Source organism: Tissierella carlieri (assembly GCF_018917285.1).
GTDB lineage: Bacteria > Bacillota > Clostridia > Tissierellales > Tissierellaceae > Tissierella > Tissierella carlieri.
In genome coordinates, this window is sequence record NZ_JAHLOH010000054.1 from 18,652 (window position 1) to 33,469 (window position 14,818).

The following is a 14,818-nucleotide window of genomic DNA, read 5'->3' on the forward strand; positions in this document are numbered from 1 at the left end:
TATTCTACACTTTCCTAATATAACTTTTCCAAAATGTCTATCTCTTTATAGCGACGGATTACTTCTATAACTTCTTCCATTGTCTTATCTATAATTTTATCTTTATGATATACAATACTAAAATTTCTCTCCCATTTAAATTCTGGATTGCTAATTAACTTCATTTCTCCATTTTTGATTTCTTCTTCTACCAGACGAACGGAAAGCACTCCTAAACATTGATGTTCTATTATTGCACTCTTCATAGCACCAGGACAATTAGTTTCCCATCGAGTTTTTATAGTAACACCATTATCCAGCAAATAATCTTCAAATAATTGTCTTGTACCACTACCTTTTTCTCTCATAACAAAATCCATATCTTGTAAATCATATAGATTAACTTCTTTTCTTTTGCTAAAAATATGATCTTTGCTACAAACAAGAACTAAATAATCATCTACTGCTGGAATACAAATTAAATTAGGATTTGTAATCTTTCCTTCTACTAAGGCAATATCTAATTCTGATTTTAGAAGCCTTTCCTCTATGGTACTTGTATTATTTACATAAGCATATGGTTCAATTTTAGGATTATTTTCTTTGATTCTCTGAATTATATTTGAAAGAAGACAATTTCCTACAGTTATTGTTGCTCCTATGTATATCTTATTAACCCCACTTATTGAAAACATTTTTTCTTCTAAATCATCATATTGTTTTACTACTTTTCTAGCATAAGAAAGTAGTTTTTTACCTTCTGGAGTTATATGTAATCTTTTACAAAGACGTTCAAATAAAAGCACCTCATAATACTCTTCCAACTCTCTAATAGTTTGACTTACAGTAGGTTGAGAGATAAAAAGTTTTGATGCTGCAACACTCATTTTTCCACTATCTGCAACTTCAATAAAGATCCTTAAATGTCTTATTGTCATACTTATTCCCCTTTATTTATAAAGATTTATTATTATAAATCTAAAATGTTTATAGGTTTTACCTATGATTATGATTAGATAATATCACTTTATTAATAGTTAAACAAGTGATATTATAATACCATAACGATCGTTAAAAATACTACAAAGGAGTGAGGATTGTGAAAGTCCTTATCATCGGTGGTGTAGCTGCTGGAACTAAGGTGGCTGCAAAATTAAAACGTGAAAATCGGGACCTTGAAGTTACAATATTAACAGAAAGCAAAGATATTTCTTATGCAGGTTGTGGTCTACCTTACTATGTAGGTAATGTAATTCCTGATAAAGATAAATTGATTGTTAACACTCCAAAAAGTTTTTTTGAATTAACTGGATCTAATGTACTAACAGAAATGAAAGTAACTAAAGTTAATCCTAAAGAAAATACAATAGACGCTTTAGATTTGAAAACAAATGAAACTTATACATACGAATATGATAAGTTAGTCATTGCTTCAGGTGCACAACCTATAAAACCTCCTCTAGAAGGTGTAGATTTAGATTGTGTCTTCTTTATGAGAACTCCAGAAGATGCAATTTCATTACGGGATGCTATTGAAGCAGATAAAATCAAACGTGCTGTTGTAGTTGGTGGTGGATTTATCGGACTGGAAGTTGCTGAGAACTTAGCACTCCAAGGAATTAATGTTACCGTAATCGATATGGCTGAAATGGTTCCACCAGGATTTGAACCTGAATTTACCGAATATATTGCAAATCATTTAGCAGAACATGGAATTATGGTTTTTACAGGAACTAAATTAGAAGCTATTATCGGTGAAAGCAAAGTGGAAAAAATTAAAACAGATAAACGTGTTATGAAAGCAGATGCAGTTATTCTTTCAATAGGTATACGTGCTAATACAGGATTTTTAGCTGATACCGATATTGAACTAATGCCAAATAGAACTATAAAAGTAAATAATTCTTTCCAAACTAATTATGAAAATATTTATGCTATTGGTGACTGTGCTAGTGTAGCAAATAAAATAACGGGAGAACCCGCTTGGTCTCCAATGGGATCTACTGCAAATATCACAGGTCGTATTTTAGCTAAAAACATTAATGATGAAGGGATTAATTATGGTGGAGTTCTTGGAACAGGGGTTGCCAAATTGCCTGAACTTAATATTGGTAGAACAGGATTAACAGAAGCTGCCGCTAAAGACGCAGGTTATGATGTAATAAGTGTGGTAACAGTTGTAGATGATAAAGCACATTACTATCCAGATGCATCTTTCTTTATAGTTAAGATGTTAGCAGATAGAAATACTAAAAAGCTGTTGGGTTTACAGGTTTTAGGAAAAGGTGCTGTAGATAAAATGATAGATATTGCTGTAACCGCAATTACCATGGAGGCGACTTTAGAGGATCTTGAAAATATGGATTTAGCATATGCTCCTCCGTTTTCAACTGCTATTCATCCTTTTGCACATACTGTAAATGTCTTATTGAATAAAATAAGTGGCAATTTTAATACTATTACACCTTATGATTTTGCAGCCGGTAAAGCAGAAGGATATAAAATAATTGATGCATCTATCGTTCCATCCCTAAAGGGCATTCCTTATGTTGATCTTTCTAAGGTAGATGGAGAATTACCTGAGTATGGTAAAGATGAAAGGTTATTATTAGTATGTTCCAAAGGTAAGAGGGCCTATATGCTACAAAATCGCTTAAAACACTTTGGCTATACTAATACATTAGTTCTTGAAGGTGGTTCGATTTTAAATCAAATATAAATATAAAAAAGTAGGGGGTAAATAAATTATGGCAAGTTTAACAATTAGTCCAGAAAATCAAAAAAAAGTAAAAGCATTAGGTTTTCTTGCTAACAAAGGTACTGATAATTTCTCTGGTAGAATTATTACTGTTAATGGAAAAATCACTGCAGCTCAAAACAAATGTTTATCAGAAGCAGCAGAGCTTTTCGGCAATGGTACTGTAACATTTACATCAAGACTAACAATAGAATGTCCTGGAATTCCTTATGACAAAATTGAAGACTTTAGAGCTTATATAGCTAAAGAAGGCTTAAGAACAGGTGGTACTGGTTCTAAGGTACGTCCAGTAGTTTCTTGTAAAGGTACAACTTGTCAATATGGTTTAATTGATACTTTTGATTTATCAGAAAAAATTCATGAAAAATTCTTCAATGGTTATGCTGATGTAAAATTGCCACATAAATTTAAAATTGGTGTAGGGGGATGTCCTAATAACTGTATGAAACCTAGTTTAAATGACCTAGGAATCGTTGGACAAATGGTACCTAATTATGATAGTGAATCATGTAATGGTTGTAGAGTATGTAGTGTAGAAAATACTTGTCCAGTTCACGCTACTAAAGTTATTAATGATGTTTTAGAAATTGATAAAGAAATATGTAATAACTGTGGACGTTGTATTGGTACTTGTCATTTTGATGCTATACCAAATGGCCAAGTAGGATATAAGATATATATAGGCGGTAGATGGGGTAAATTAGTAAATCACGGAATTCCTTTAAATAAGATATTTACATCCGAAGAAGAGGTTATGGATATAATTGAAAAAACTATACTCTTATTTAGAGAACAAGGTGAAACTGGAGAGCGTTTATCTCAAACAATAGAAAGAATCGGTTTTGAAAATGTTGAAGCTCAATTATTATCTAATGAACTTTTAGACAGAAAAGAAGAAATTTTAAGCTCTGAACTTCATTTAGCTGGCGGCGCTACTTGTTAGTTAAATAAAGAAATTATCCAAAAGAAAGTTTTCAATAAAACTTTCTTTTGGATAATAATTATTTTTTAAATTCACTCGTCTTTTTTTTCACATTGTTTGACATAATTTTTACATTGTTTTATAAGGGGGAGAAAAATGAATAGTAAAAAACTCTTTGGTATTATCCTTTGTATTGGAATTGCTATTTTAGCCACATTTATAGGTGGATTACAAAATATAGTCGGTGCTCCAATGATTGGCTTATTCATAGGCATGCTTATATTAAATATCATGCCATCCATAGATAAAGACCTTAAATCTGGTACGTCTTACGCTGGAAAGAAGTTTTTAAAATGGGGGATTATCTTAGCTGGTGCAACTCTTAATTTTAATCAAGTCTTAGGCTATGGGGCTAAGGCATTACCGTTACTTCTCTTTAATATTTGTTTATCCTTTGCTGTAGCCTATTTTGTGGGTAAAAAATTGGAATTATCAACTAATACTTGTACATTAGTTGGTGGTGGTAGTTGTATTTGTGGGGGTACTGCAATTGCAACTTTGGCTTCAATTATTAAGGCTAAAGAAACTGAAATTGCATATGCTATGACTGCTATATTTTTATTTGATATCTTAGCTGCTTTACTTTATCCTTATTTAGCTGGATTTATGGGATTGACTCCTAACCAATTTGGATTTTTAGCGGGTGCAGCTATAAATGATACTTCAAGTGTTGCTGCAGCCGAAGCAACATACAATGTTTTAAATAATCTTGATTCAAGTTTAGCAATTACTATAAAGCTTGCAAGAACTAGTTTACTAATCCTTGTTTCCATTGTTGCTACAATTATAACTGTAAAAAATGAATCTAAAGCAAATAAGGATGGTGGAGAACAAATATCTATAGGGCAAACTGTTATGAAAGTTTTTCCATGGTTCATAGTTGTTTTCTTAGGAATGGCTATATTAAATACTTTAGGAGCATTTAATATTATTCCAGGAGCAGCAAAATTCTTTAAAACTGGCTATAAATTCTTAATTACAACAGCCTTAGCTGGTGTTGGATTTAAAATTCATTTTAAGGACCTTTTCACAAAAGGAACTAAGCCTATTATCCTTGGCGGATGTACTTGGGCTGCAGTTGCTATATCATCCTTATTATTTATTACAATATTTGCTAACTATATAGGATAATATCTGAAAAATAATTAAAATAATCTCTAAGGGCCAAGGTCCCTTAGAGATTATTTTAATTATTAAATATTATTTAATTGCTTTTAAAGACTCATAATTTGATTTTATGGTATATTCTAAATCTTCCTCTGTATGTTCTGCAGATAAAAACATACATTCAAATTGAGCTGGAGGAAGCATTATTCCCCTATTTAGCATTTCTCTAAAATATTTTGCATAAAGTTCAGTATCACATTTTTGAACATCATCATAATTGTTAAATGGCCCTTTTCCAAAGAATAGAGTAAGCATATTTTTAAATCTAACTATGGTAGCATTTATACCTAATTTTTCAATATTTTCGGAAATACCTTTTTCTAATTTTATTGCCATTTTCTCCATATAATCATATATGCTTTTATCTCTTTGTAAAAGCTTTATATTCTTATATCCTATGTGCATAGCAAGGGGATTACCTGAAAGAGTTCCAGCTTGATATACTCCACCTAGAGGAGATACCATTTCCATTATCTCTTTTTTTCCTCCATAGGCTCCTACCGGAAATCCTCCTCCTATGATTTTCCCAAAACAAGCCATATCTGGCTCTATTGCATATACTTCACTAGCTCCACCATAAGCAATTCTAAAACCAGTGATTACTTCATCAAAGATTAAAACAGAATTATATTCTTTTGTTATTTCTCTTAATTCCTTTAAAAACTCTGGTGTAGCTGCAACTAATCCCATATTACCAGCTACTGGTTCTACGATTATAGCTGCTATATCTGAGCCATGCTCTTCAAAGGTTTTCTTTATATCATGTAAATCATTATATCTACATACTAAAGTGTTTCTTACAATTTCTTCTGGTACTCCTAAGCTCGTAGGAACTCCATATGTTATGGTTCCTGAGCCAGATTTTACAAGAAGGGAATCACTATGTCCATGGTAGCACCCTTCAAACTTTATTATTTTATTTTTATTAGTATATCCTCTGGCAACTCTTATGGCACTCATAGTTGCTTCAGTACCTGAGTTAACCATTCTTACCATATCTATAGCTGGATAAGATTCTACCATTAGTTTTGCCATATCTACTTCAATTTTTGTAGGTAAACCAAAACTTAGTCCATCTCTTATTATATCTTCTATTCCTTCCATAAGTTCTTCATTTGAATGTCCTAAGATGGCTGGTCCCCAAGAACCTATATAGTCTATATAAGCATTCCCGTCCTCATCTTGTATTTTACTTTTGTAACCCTTAGAGATAAAAACAGGTGATGAATTAACAGATTTAAAGGCTCTAACAGGACTATTTACCCCACCAGGAATATATTTTATACCTTCTTCATATATTTGTTTTGATTTTTCCAAATTCAAATTAATCTCCCCTTTACATTTTATTTAAGAGATTTTGCCACATCCTTAGCAAAGTATGAAATAATAATATCGGCTCCTGCTCTTTTTATTGAAGTCAAGACTTCCATTATTATTTCTTCCCCCATAATTCCGTTTTCTATTGCCATTTTTATCATAGAGTATTCTCCACTTACATTATAAGCTGCAATAGGCATATTAAAATTATCCTTAACCCTTCTTATTATATCTAAATAGGAAAGAGCAGGTTTTACCATTACTATATCCGCACCTTCTTCTATATCATACATCACTTCTCTTATGGCTTCATTAGAATTTGCCGGGTCCATTTGATAAGATTTTCTATCTCCCCAAGCAGGTGCAGAATCTGCTGCCTCTCTAAACGGGCCATAAAATGACGATGAATACTTAGCACTATATGCCATTATTGGAATCATTTCAAATCCATTTTCATCTAATACCCTCCTTATATATCCAACTCTTCCATCCATCATGTCAGAAGGTGCTACCATATCTGCTCCTGCTTCTGCATGACTAAGAGCGATTTTTCCTAAATAAGATAAAGTCTCATCATTATCTACATCACCCTGCTCAGTTATAATGCCACAATGTCCATGAGATGTATATTCACACATACATACATCTGTAACTATATACATTTCAGGAAAATTTAATTTAATAGCTCGTATTGCTTTTTGAATAATCCCTTGAGTTGCATATCCTTCAGAACCTATATGGTCTTTTTTATCTGGTATTCCAAATAATATTATAGATTTTATACCTAAATCCATAATTTCCTTTATTTCTTGTAAAACCTTATCTACTGAAAAATGATAAACTCCCTTCATAGAGGAAATTTCTCTTTTTATATTTTCTCCTTCTACAATAAATAAAGGATATATAAAATCATATACTGATAACTTAGTTTCCCTTACCATACTCCTAATTGAAGGATTTTTTCTTAATCTTCTAGTTCTATTCATTTTATCTTTTCTCCTTCATAAGTAATTCTAACACTCCATCTACTGTATAGGTTTCAGCTTGTCTATATACCACATAACCTTCATCTTCAATAGTCTTTGTAGTAATTGGCCCAATGGATATTATCTTTCCTTTATCTAAAATTATTTTACTATCATTTCCAAGTATTTCAACAAAGTTTGCAAATGTTGATGAAGATGTAAACAATAAATAGTAAGAATCTAAATCTTCTATTGCATTCATTATCTCATCTTTACTTTCTTTGCTTTTTACAGTATCGTAGATTACTAATTCATCTACTAAGGAAACTTTACCTAATTCTTCTACTAATTCTTGTCTGCCTAATTTTGCTCTTGGAATCAGTACTTTATCTTCTCTAGTTAGTACTTCCTTTAATTTATCTATTAAATCTTCTGCTACAAACTCCTCTGGTATTATATCTACTATTATTCCATATTTTCTAATGGCATTTGCCGTTTTAATTCCTACAGCAGCTATTTTAATTCCTGCTAAAGTTCTTATATCTTCTAATTCTAAAAGCTTTTTAAAGAAAATATCTACTCCTGTAACACTGGTAAATACTATATATGAATATTTACTTATATTTTTAATAGCTTCTTCTAACTCTTTGTTTGGAGTTATCTCTTCTAATTTTATAGTAGGAAAAGATATAACATTTCCTCCCAATTTTTCTATTTTTTTTATTGTATCTATTGCATGGGCTTTTTCCCTAGTGACTACTATATTTTCTCCTAATAAGGGCTTCTTTTCATAGAAATTTAATTTTTCTCTTAAACTTACTACATCTCCAATAGCTATTAAACTTGGCGGCTTTATTTTTTCTTTTAAGGCCTTTTCATATATATTAGAAAGATTTCCTTCTAATACTTGTTGCCTAGGAGTAGTTCCCCAATTTATAATGGCGGCAGGAGTCTCTTTACTTTTTCCATGTTTTAATAAATTTTCTGTTATTTTTTGTAAGTTTGAAACACCCATTAGAAAAACTAAAGTACCCTTTAATGCGGCCAACGCTTTCCAGTCTAATTCTTCATTTTCATCTTTTAGATGCCCAGTAATTACATGAAAGGATGTAGCTATTCCCCTATGTGTAATGGGTATTCCTGCATAGGCAAGTCCACCAATTGCAGAAGTAACACCTGGTACTACCTCAAAATCTATCCCTCTATCATAAAGGTATTCGGCCTCTTCCCCACCTCGTCCAAATACATAAGGGTCTCCTCCTTTGAGTCTTGCAACTATATTTCCCTTATTAGACTCTTGAAATATTATTTCATTTATTTCATCCTGTGTTTTTGTATGATCTTTTGATGCCTTTCCTACATAGATTAGTCTACATCCTTCTTTAAGATCTTCTAATAATCTAGGACTAGCTAATCTATCATATACTACTACATCTGCCTCTTTTAAGTATGAAGAGCCTTTTAATGTTATTAAACCTGGATCTCCTGGACCTGCTCCTATTAGATATACTTTTCCTTTCATGCTTTATTCATCTCCTTAACCATGTCTTTAGCTAAAACATATCCTATATCTTCTAATGAATCTAAATTTCCCTCTATAGATCTCCTTATTAAAACTTCTCCATCCATTGTACCTAAAAGTCCTTCTAAGTATATTTTGTCGCCTACGACTTCACAGTATGCTCCTACTGGAATATGGCAACTTCCCCCTACACCCTTCAGAAATGCTCTTTCTACTTTCCCTTGGATTTCTGTTTTTGTATGAGATATACTTTTTAGAATATTATCAAGTCTATTATCATTCTCCCTAATCTCAATAGCTAATATTCCTTGTGTAGGAGATGGTAATACCATATCTTTATCTAAGTGAACTACTCGTTCTCCTAAATTCAAACCTAATCTATTGATTCCTGCTGCTGCTAGTATTACTCCATCTAAATTTTCTTCTTCTATTTTCTTTATTCTAGTTTCTATATTTCCTCTTATTCCAACGATTTCCAAGTCTGGCCTGCATTTTAATATTTGATATTTTCTTCTTTTACTGCCTGTCCCTATTTTTCCACCAAGAGGTATATCATCAATACTATTTATGCCTTTCCTTAAAACTAATACATCTCTATAATCTTCTCTTTCTGGTGTAAAAGATAATTTTAATCCTTTTGGAAGTTCTCCAGGCATATCCTTCATACTATGTACAGCCATGTCAATAGTACCATCTAATAATTCTCTTTCTATTTCTTTCGTAAATATTTCTTTACCACCTATCTTGTCAATAGGAAGATCTTTGATAATATCCCCCTTTGTTTTTATTATCTTGACCTCACATTCAACATTTGGATGAGCTTTTTTTATAATATCTATGACCATATTTGTTTGCGTTAATGCCAAATTACTTCCCCTAGTGCCAACTATTATTTTCATATTACCAGTTCTCCTTATGTAAATTTAATCTTTTAACTTTATTAACAAATCCTTTAATTCATCTATATCTAAGCTTAAAGCATATTCCATCGTTTCTTTTGTTTTATCTCTATGTTTCTCTAATACCAAATATCTCATTTCCTCTAAAAGATTTAAATATTCTTTGTTAAATTTTTTATACTTTTCTTCCATATCCGTTCTTATTTTCTTACTTAAGTATGGAAAACTTCCCATTGTAGAAATAGAAATTGTTAAATTATCATTGCTTATAATAGAGGGGGTTATAAAATCAGAACTATCTCTATTGTCAACAATATTAGCTAATATACTTAAATCCTTACAATCATTTGAAATTTGCTGGTTTATTTCTTTAGAGGATGTTGCTGCTATTACCAAGAAAGCATCGTGAATATATTTTTTATTATATTTATCATATATAAAATTTAACTTTTCTTTATGCTTTTCTTTTAAGTCTCTAAATTTCTCAATATTATTTGGACTTAAAATCATTACTTTCCCGCCAAATTCTAGAAACTTTGCAGCCTTTCTATAGGCTACTTCTCCTCCACCAACGACTATAATTAATTTATTACTGATATTTATCATTATAGGATAAAACATAGTCCACCTCTATATTTGAAATAATCTTTTCATTATTTCTATATATTCTTCTGAATTTTCCTCATCCGCTTTTTTTAGAATCTTAATAGGTTCTCTTATAAACTTCTTCAAGGCAGACATGATCATCTTATCTATTATCTTTTTCTCTCTTTTATCTAATTCTACTTTTCTATTAATATAATTCATAGTGTCTTCCTTTATAGAAAAGCATCTTTTATTTAAAGATTCTATGACAGGATCAACGTCTAAGGTGGTTATCCAGTTTATGTATTTCCCTACATCTCCATTTATTATTTCTATAGCTTCTTCTGAAAGTTCTTTTCTTCTTAATAGATTTTCTTCTGACATTTTTTGCAAATCATCGTTATGATATAAAATTACATTTTCTTTTTCTCCAATTTTGGGGTCTACATCTCTAGGAAGGGCTAAATCCAATATGTATAATCTATTTGGTAACTTTTTTATATCCCTATGGGTTATAATTGTATGAGGCGCTCCTGTAGCAGTGATTAAAATATCTATATTTTCCAAGATATCATATCTTACATCATATTCTATGGGAGTTAATTTATCAAAATCCTTACATATCTCTTTCACTTTTTCATAGGTTCTATTAGTTACATATATTTGTTCTAGTTCTTCTTCATATAAATATTTAATAGCTAAGGTACCTATTTCTCCCGCTCCAATTATAAGAGCTTTTTTACCATTTAAAGAGCCTATTTCTTTCTTGAGAAGATTTATTCCAATATAGCTAGTAGATAAGGGTATTTCAGATATCTTTAATTTGCTTCTTATTTTTTTCCCCTCAAATATTGCATCCATAAACAATCGATTTAATACCTTTTTGCTAAATCCTAAGTTCATAGAAAATGTCATGGATTCTCTTATCTGTCCTAATATTTGATCTTCTCCTAATACCATTGAGTCAAGTCCTGCAGCTACCATATAAAGATGAACTACAGCATCCCTTCTTTTTTTAACAAAAATATAGTCTTCTGCTTGTGAAAACTTAAAGAATTCTTTATAAAACTCTTTGACCTCATCTATTGATAGATCAATATTATCACTTGCAACATATATCTCACTTCTGTTGCAAGTTGAAACAATGATTATTTCCTTCGTAGATTTATCTAATATCTGATCTGAACTTTCTATCTTCATAGATTCAGAAAAGAAAAACTTTTCCCGTACTTCAATTGGTGAATTATTGTGATTTATTCCAATTACTGCTACTTCCATTTTTGCCCTCCTATATAATGAAAACTCTCGTTAACGTCTATTATAAAACTTCAATATAATAACTAGTCTATACCCTAATGATATTTCATTATTAAATTTTTGACAAGCTTTTATATGGATATAATAGTTCAGTAATTTCAATATCAAACATAGTAAATCTTAATGAATATTCAATAAATACAAAAAGTGAAGTTATTATTCTTCCCAAGCAAGTGACCTTTCTACAGCTTTTTTCCAGCCATAATAGAGTTTATCTCTTTTTTCATTATCCATAACAGGGTAAAATTTTCTTTCTATATTCCATTTATCATTTATTTCCTTTTTATCTTTCCAAAAACCTACCGCAAGTCCTGCTAAATAAGCTGCTCCAAGGGCAGTAGTCTCTGTTATCTCTGGTCTCTCTACTGTTGTAGATAGTATATCACATTGAAACTGCATAAGAAAATTATTCACTACTGCACCACCATCTACTTTAAGAGATTGAAGTTTAATATTTGAATCCTCTTGCATGGCCTCAAGTACATCCCTTGTTTGATATGCAATTGACTCAAGAGTAGCTCGTATTATATGTTCCGATTTAGTTCCTCTAGTAAGCCCCACTATAGTTCCCCTTGCATACATATCCCAATAAGGTGCCCCTAGACCTACGAAGGCAGGCACTACATATACACCGTTGGAATCTTCAACCTTTGTTGCATAATATTCGGATTCCTCGGCTGTTCTGATAAGCCTTAATTCATCTCTTAACCATTGTATAGAAGCTCCTGCAACAAATATGCTTCCCTCCAATGCATATTCTATCTTACCATCTACACCCCAAGCAATTGTAGTTAACAAACCGTTTTTTGATGGTACAAAGTTCTCACCTGTATTCATAAGCATAAAGCATCCAGTTCCATAGGTATTTTTTGCCATTCCCGGTTCAAAACAATTCTGTCCAAACAATGCGGCCTGCTGATCACCTGCTATACCTGATATAGGTATCCTAGCACCACCAAAGGTTAGATCATCTGTATATCCATATATTTCAGAGGAAGACTTTACTTCTGGCAACATGCTAACAGGTATATCCAATGCTTTCAATAGTTTTTCGTCCCATTTAAACTCCTTAATATTATAAAGCATAGTTCTAGATGCGTTAGAATAATCCGTTATATGTACCTTCCCTCTGGTTAAATTCCATATAAGCCAAGTATCTACAGTACCAAATAATAGTTTGCCTTCATCGGCTAATTTTCTTGCCCCTTCCACATTATCTAGTATCCATTTAATTTTTGTGCCTGAAAAGTAAGCATCTAACACAAGACCTGTATTATTTCTAATATATTCCTCCATTTCCATCTTTCTTAAACTGTTACAGATGTCTGCCGTACGTCTACATTGCCAAACTATTGCATTATATATTGGCTTCCCAGTATTTTTATCCCAAACTATTGTAGTTTCTCTTTGATTTGTAATACCTATAGAAGCTATTTCATCTGGTCTAATACCTGCTCTTTCCAAGGCTTCTCTAGCCACTCCTGATTGAGTCCCCCATATCTCCATAGGATCATGCTCTACCCAGCCAGCTTGAGGATAAATCTGATTAAATTCCTTCTGGGCCTTCCCTACAATTTTTCCATGTCTATCAAAGATAATAACACGAGAACTAGTAGTCCCCTGATCAAAGGCCATAATATATTTTTTATCCATGGACACACCTCTCTTATACTCTTTATTACATTATACCATCATTTAAACATTTTCCTCAAACTAATATAGAGAAGATTTTTAATCTAAATAAATACCCCTTTATAGATACCCCTTTGGTAATATTATGTAAACCTGCCATGTATTGAGGGTTTATTTACCCCTTGCACTAGTGATATACTTTTAAAAAATTCAATTTATTACAAATTGATTACAATTTATGAAAGGAGGCAAGTTAAGATAGTTAAATTTACTCAAAATTTCAAGGAGGACAAAAATATGTTTACAAAGAAAAGAAAAGTAATTTACTCATTAATAGCCGCCCTAATGCTTAGCTCATCTGCAGCTAATGCTGCAAGCTTTGATCTTGCAAATTTTGATTGTAATTCAATATTAAATAATTACATCAAAGAATACGGCATCAATTTCAATTATGACTCCAATAAAAATTCAAATACACAACAAGATACAACAGACAGCAGTTGTTCTAAATTTGATTTGACAGCTATTGTTAATAAACTAGGAAATTGTTTAACAAAATAAAGATATAGTTTTAAAAATTCTATTTATTATAAATTGATTACAATTTATAAAATCAAACTAATCAAAAAAAGTTAAGTTTATTCAGATTTTCAAGGAGGACAAAACATGTTTACAAAAAAAAGAAAAGTAGTTTACTCATTAGTAGCAGCCACAATACTTAGTTCATCTGCAGCTAGTGCTGCAAGTTTCGATCTTACGAACTTTGACTATAACTCAATATTGAACAATTATAACAAAGGATACTCTCAAAATTATAACTATGATTGCGATAAAAATTCAAATACACAACAAAATACAACAAGTAAAAATTATCCTAATTACAATTGGACAATAATTACTAATAGACCAGGAAGCAAACCAGGAAATGTTATAACAATTCCTAAGCCAACTACACCAACAAACCCAGCACCAACTGAGCCAACAAAACCTAGTAACCCAGAGCCAACTACACCTACCGAACCAACAACACCTACTAATCCTAAACCAACTACACCACCTACAACTGAAACACCTTCAGTATCAGGATTATCAGCAATAGAAACTGAAGTAGTTAGATTAGTAAATATTGAAAGACAAAAAGAAGGTTTAAAACCGCTTGTAGCAAGTAGTGAACTTTCAAGTGTAGCTAGGAAGAAATCTGAGGATATGGCAAAAAACAATTATTTCAGCCACACTTCTCCTACTTACGGTTCACCTTTCGATATGATGAAACAATTCGGTATTAAATACAATACCGCAGGAGAAAATATTGCAAAGGGTCAACCTACTGCTCAATCTGTAGTCACTGCATGGATGAATTCATCAGGACATAGAGCAAACATAATGAATCCTAGCTTCAATAAAATAGGTGTTGGACATTATAAATCCTCTAATGGAACAAACTACTGGACTCAAATGTTCACTAATTAATTAGACGGTCAAAATATAATTTTTAATATATAGGATTTTGTGGTATAAATCATGACCACCCGTAAAACGGGTGGTTTGCTCTAGCCCTATAAGGGCATGGTACTTGCTGTGTCTCAAGACACATTGAAAGGTCTGCCAACCGCTTTATTTTCTCAAGCAACCCCTAAAGGGGTTCTTCTTATATTTAGTTTTTTATTTTTTCCCCAGTAAAAGGGTCTACAAATT

Annotated in this window: 13 protein-coding genes; 5 read left to right on the plus strand and 8 right to left on the minus strand. The window is 31.7% G+C overall.

Annotated elements, in window-relative coordinates; translation table 11 throughout:
* Positions 1-14: 14 nt before the first annotated feature.
* Entirely contained in the window at positions 15-917 is a 903-nt protein-coding gene (locus KQI38_RS20110; RefSeq protein ID WP_216562679.1) for a LysR family transcriptional regulator, read from the minus strand.
* Between the two features lie 161 nt (positions 918-1,078).
* On the opposite strand from KQI38_RS20110, the gene KQI38_RS22685 reads away from it, so the two are divergent.
* From KQI38_RS22685 to KQI38_RS20125, 3 genes are all read left to right on the plus strand, one after another.
* Complete coding sequence (locus tag KQI38_RS22685; RefSeq protein ID WP_216562681.1) at positions 1,079-2,698, plus strand: FAD-dependent oxidoreductase; 1,620 nt, start codon at positions 1,079-1,081, stop codon at positions 2,696-2,698.
* Between the two features lie 28 nt (positions 2,699-2,726).
* Positions 2,727-3,680: a (4Fe-4S)-binding protein gene (locus KQI38_RS20120; protein WP_094904039.1), complete on the plus strand. Its 954-nt coding sequence runs from the start codon at positions 2,727-2,729 to the stop codon at positions 3,678-3,680.
* Between the two features lie 135 nt (positions 3,681-3,815).
* The gene (locus KQI38_RS20125) at positions 3,816-4,850 is read left to right on the plus strand and encodes a YeiH family protein (protein WP_216562683.1); all 1,035 of its coding nucleotides are present in this window, start codon (positions 3,816-3,818) and stop codon (positions 4,848-4,850) included.
* 69 nt (positions 4,851-4,919) lie between these two features.
* On the opposite strand, the gene hemL is transcribed toward KQI38_RS20125, so the two are convergent.
* From hemL to glpK, 7 genes are all read right to left on the minus strand, one after another.
* Positions 4,920-6,209: a glutamate-1-semialdehyde 2,1-aminomutase gene (gene hemL / locus KQI38_RS20130; protein ID WP_216562685.1), complete on the minus strand. Its 1,290-nt coding sequence runs from the start codon at positions 6,207-6,209 to the stop codon at positions 4,920-4,922.
* 20 nt (positions 6,210-6,229) lie between these two features.
* Positions 6,230-7,189, minus strand: a complete 960-nt coding sequence (gene hemB / locus KQI38_RS20135) for a porphobilinogen synthase (protein ID WP_216562687.1) — start codon at positions 7,187-7,189, stop codon at positions 6,230-6,232.
* 1 nt (position 7,190) lies between these two features.
* Entirely contained in the window at positions 7,191-8,690 is a 1,500-nt protein-coding gene (gene cobA / locus KQI38_RS20140; protein ID WP_216562689.1) for a uroporphyrinogen-III C-methyltransferase, read from the minus strand.
* Positions 8,687-9,589: a hydroxymethylbilane synthase gene (gene hemC / locus KQI38_RS20145; protein WP_216562691.1), complete on the minus strand. Its 903-nt coding sequence runs from the start codon at positions 9,587-9,589 to the stop codon at positions 8,687-8,689. The genes cobA and hemC overlap by 4 nt, the downstream gene beginning before the upstream one ends.
* Before the next feature lie 24 nt (positions 9,590-9,613).
* Entirely contained in the window at positions 9,614-10,210 is a 597-nt protein-coding gene (locus tag KQI38_RS20150; RefSeq protein WP_216562693.1) for a precorrin-2 dehydrogenase/sirohydrochlorin ferrochelatase family protein, read from the minus strand.
* Positions 10,211-10,219: 9 nt separating this feature from the next.
* Positions 10,220-11,452 carry a glutamyl-tRNA reductase gene (gene hemA / locus KQI38_RS20155; RefSeq protein ID WP_094904033.1) on the minus strand — a complete coding sequence of 411 codons (1,233 nt, stop codon included), beginning with the start codon at positions 11,450-11,452 and terminating at the stop codon, positions 10,220-10,222.
* A gap of 195 nt (positions 11,453-11,647) precedes the next feature.
* Positions 11,648-13,144, minus strand: coding sequence for a glycerol kinase GlpK (glpK, locus tag KQI38_RS20160; protein WP_216562695.1), 1,497 nt, complete (start codon positions 13,142-13,144; stop codon positions 11,648-11,650).
* A gap of 276 nt (positions 13,145-13,420) precedes the next feature.
* On the opposite strand from glpK, the gene KQI38_RS20165 reads away from it, so the two are divergent.
* The gene (locus KQI38_RS20165) at positions 13,421-13,684 is read left to right on the plus strand and encodes a hypothetical protein (protein WP_216562697.1); all 264 of its coding nucleotides are present in this window, start codon (positions 13,421-13,423) and stop codon (positions 13,682-13,684) included.
* Between the two features lie 105 nt (positions 13,685-13,789).
* Positions 13,790-14,593 (plus strand): CAP domain-containing protein, encoded by an 804-nt coding sequence (locus tag KQI38_RS20170; RefSeq protein ID WP_216562699.1) that lies wholly within the window; start codon positions 13,790-13,792, stop codon positions 14,591-14,593.
* Positions 14,594-14,818: the final 225 nt, after the last annotated feature.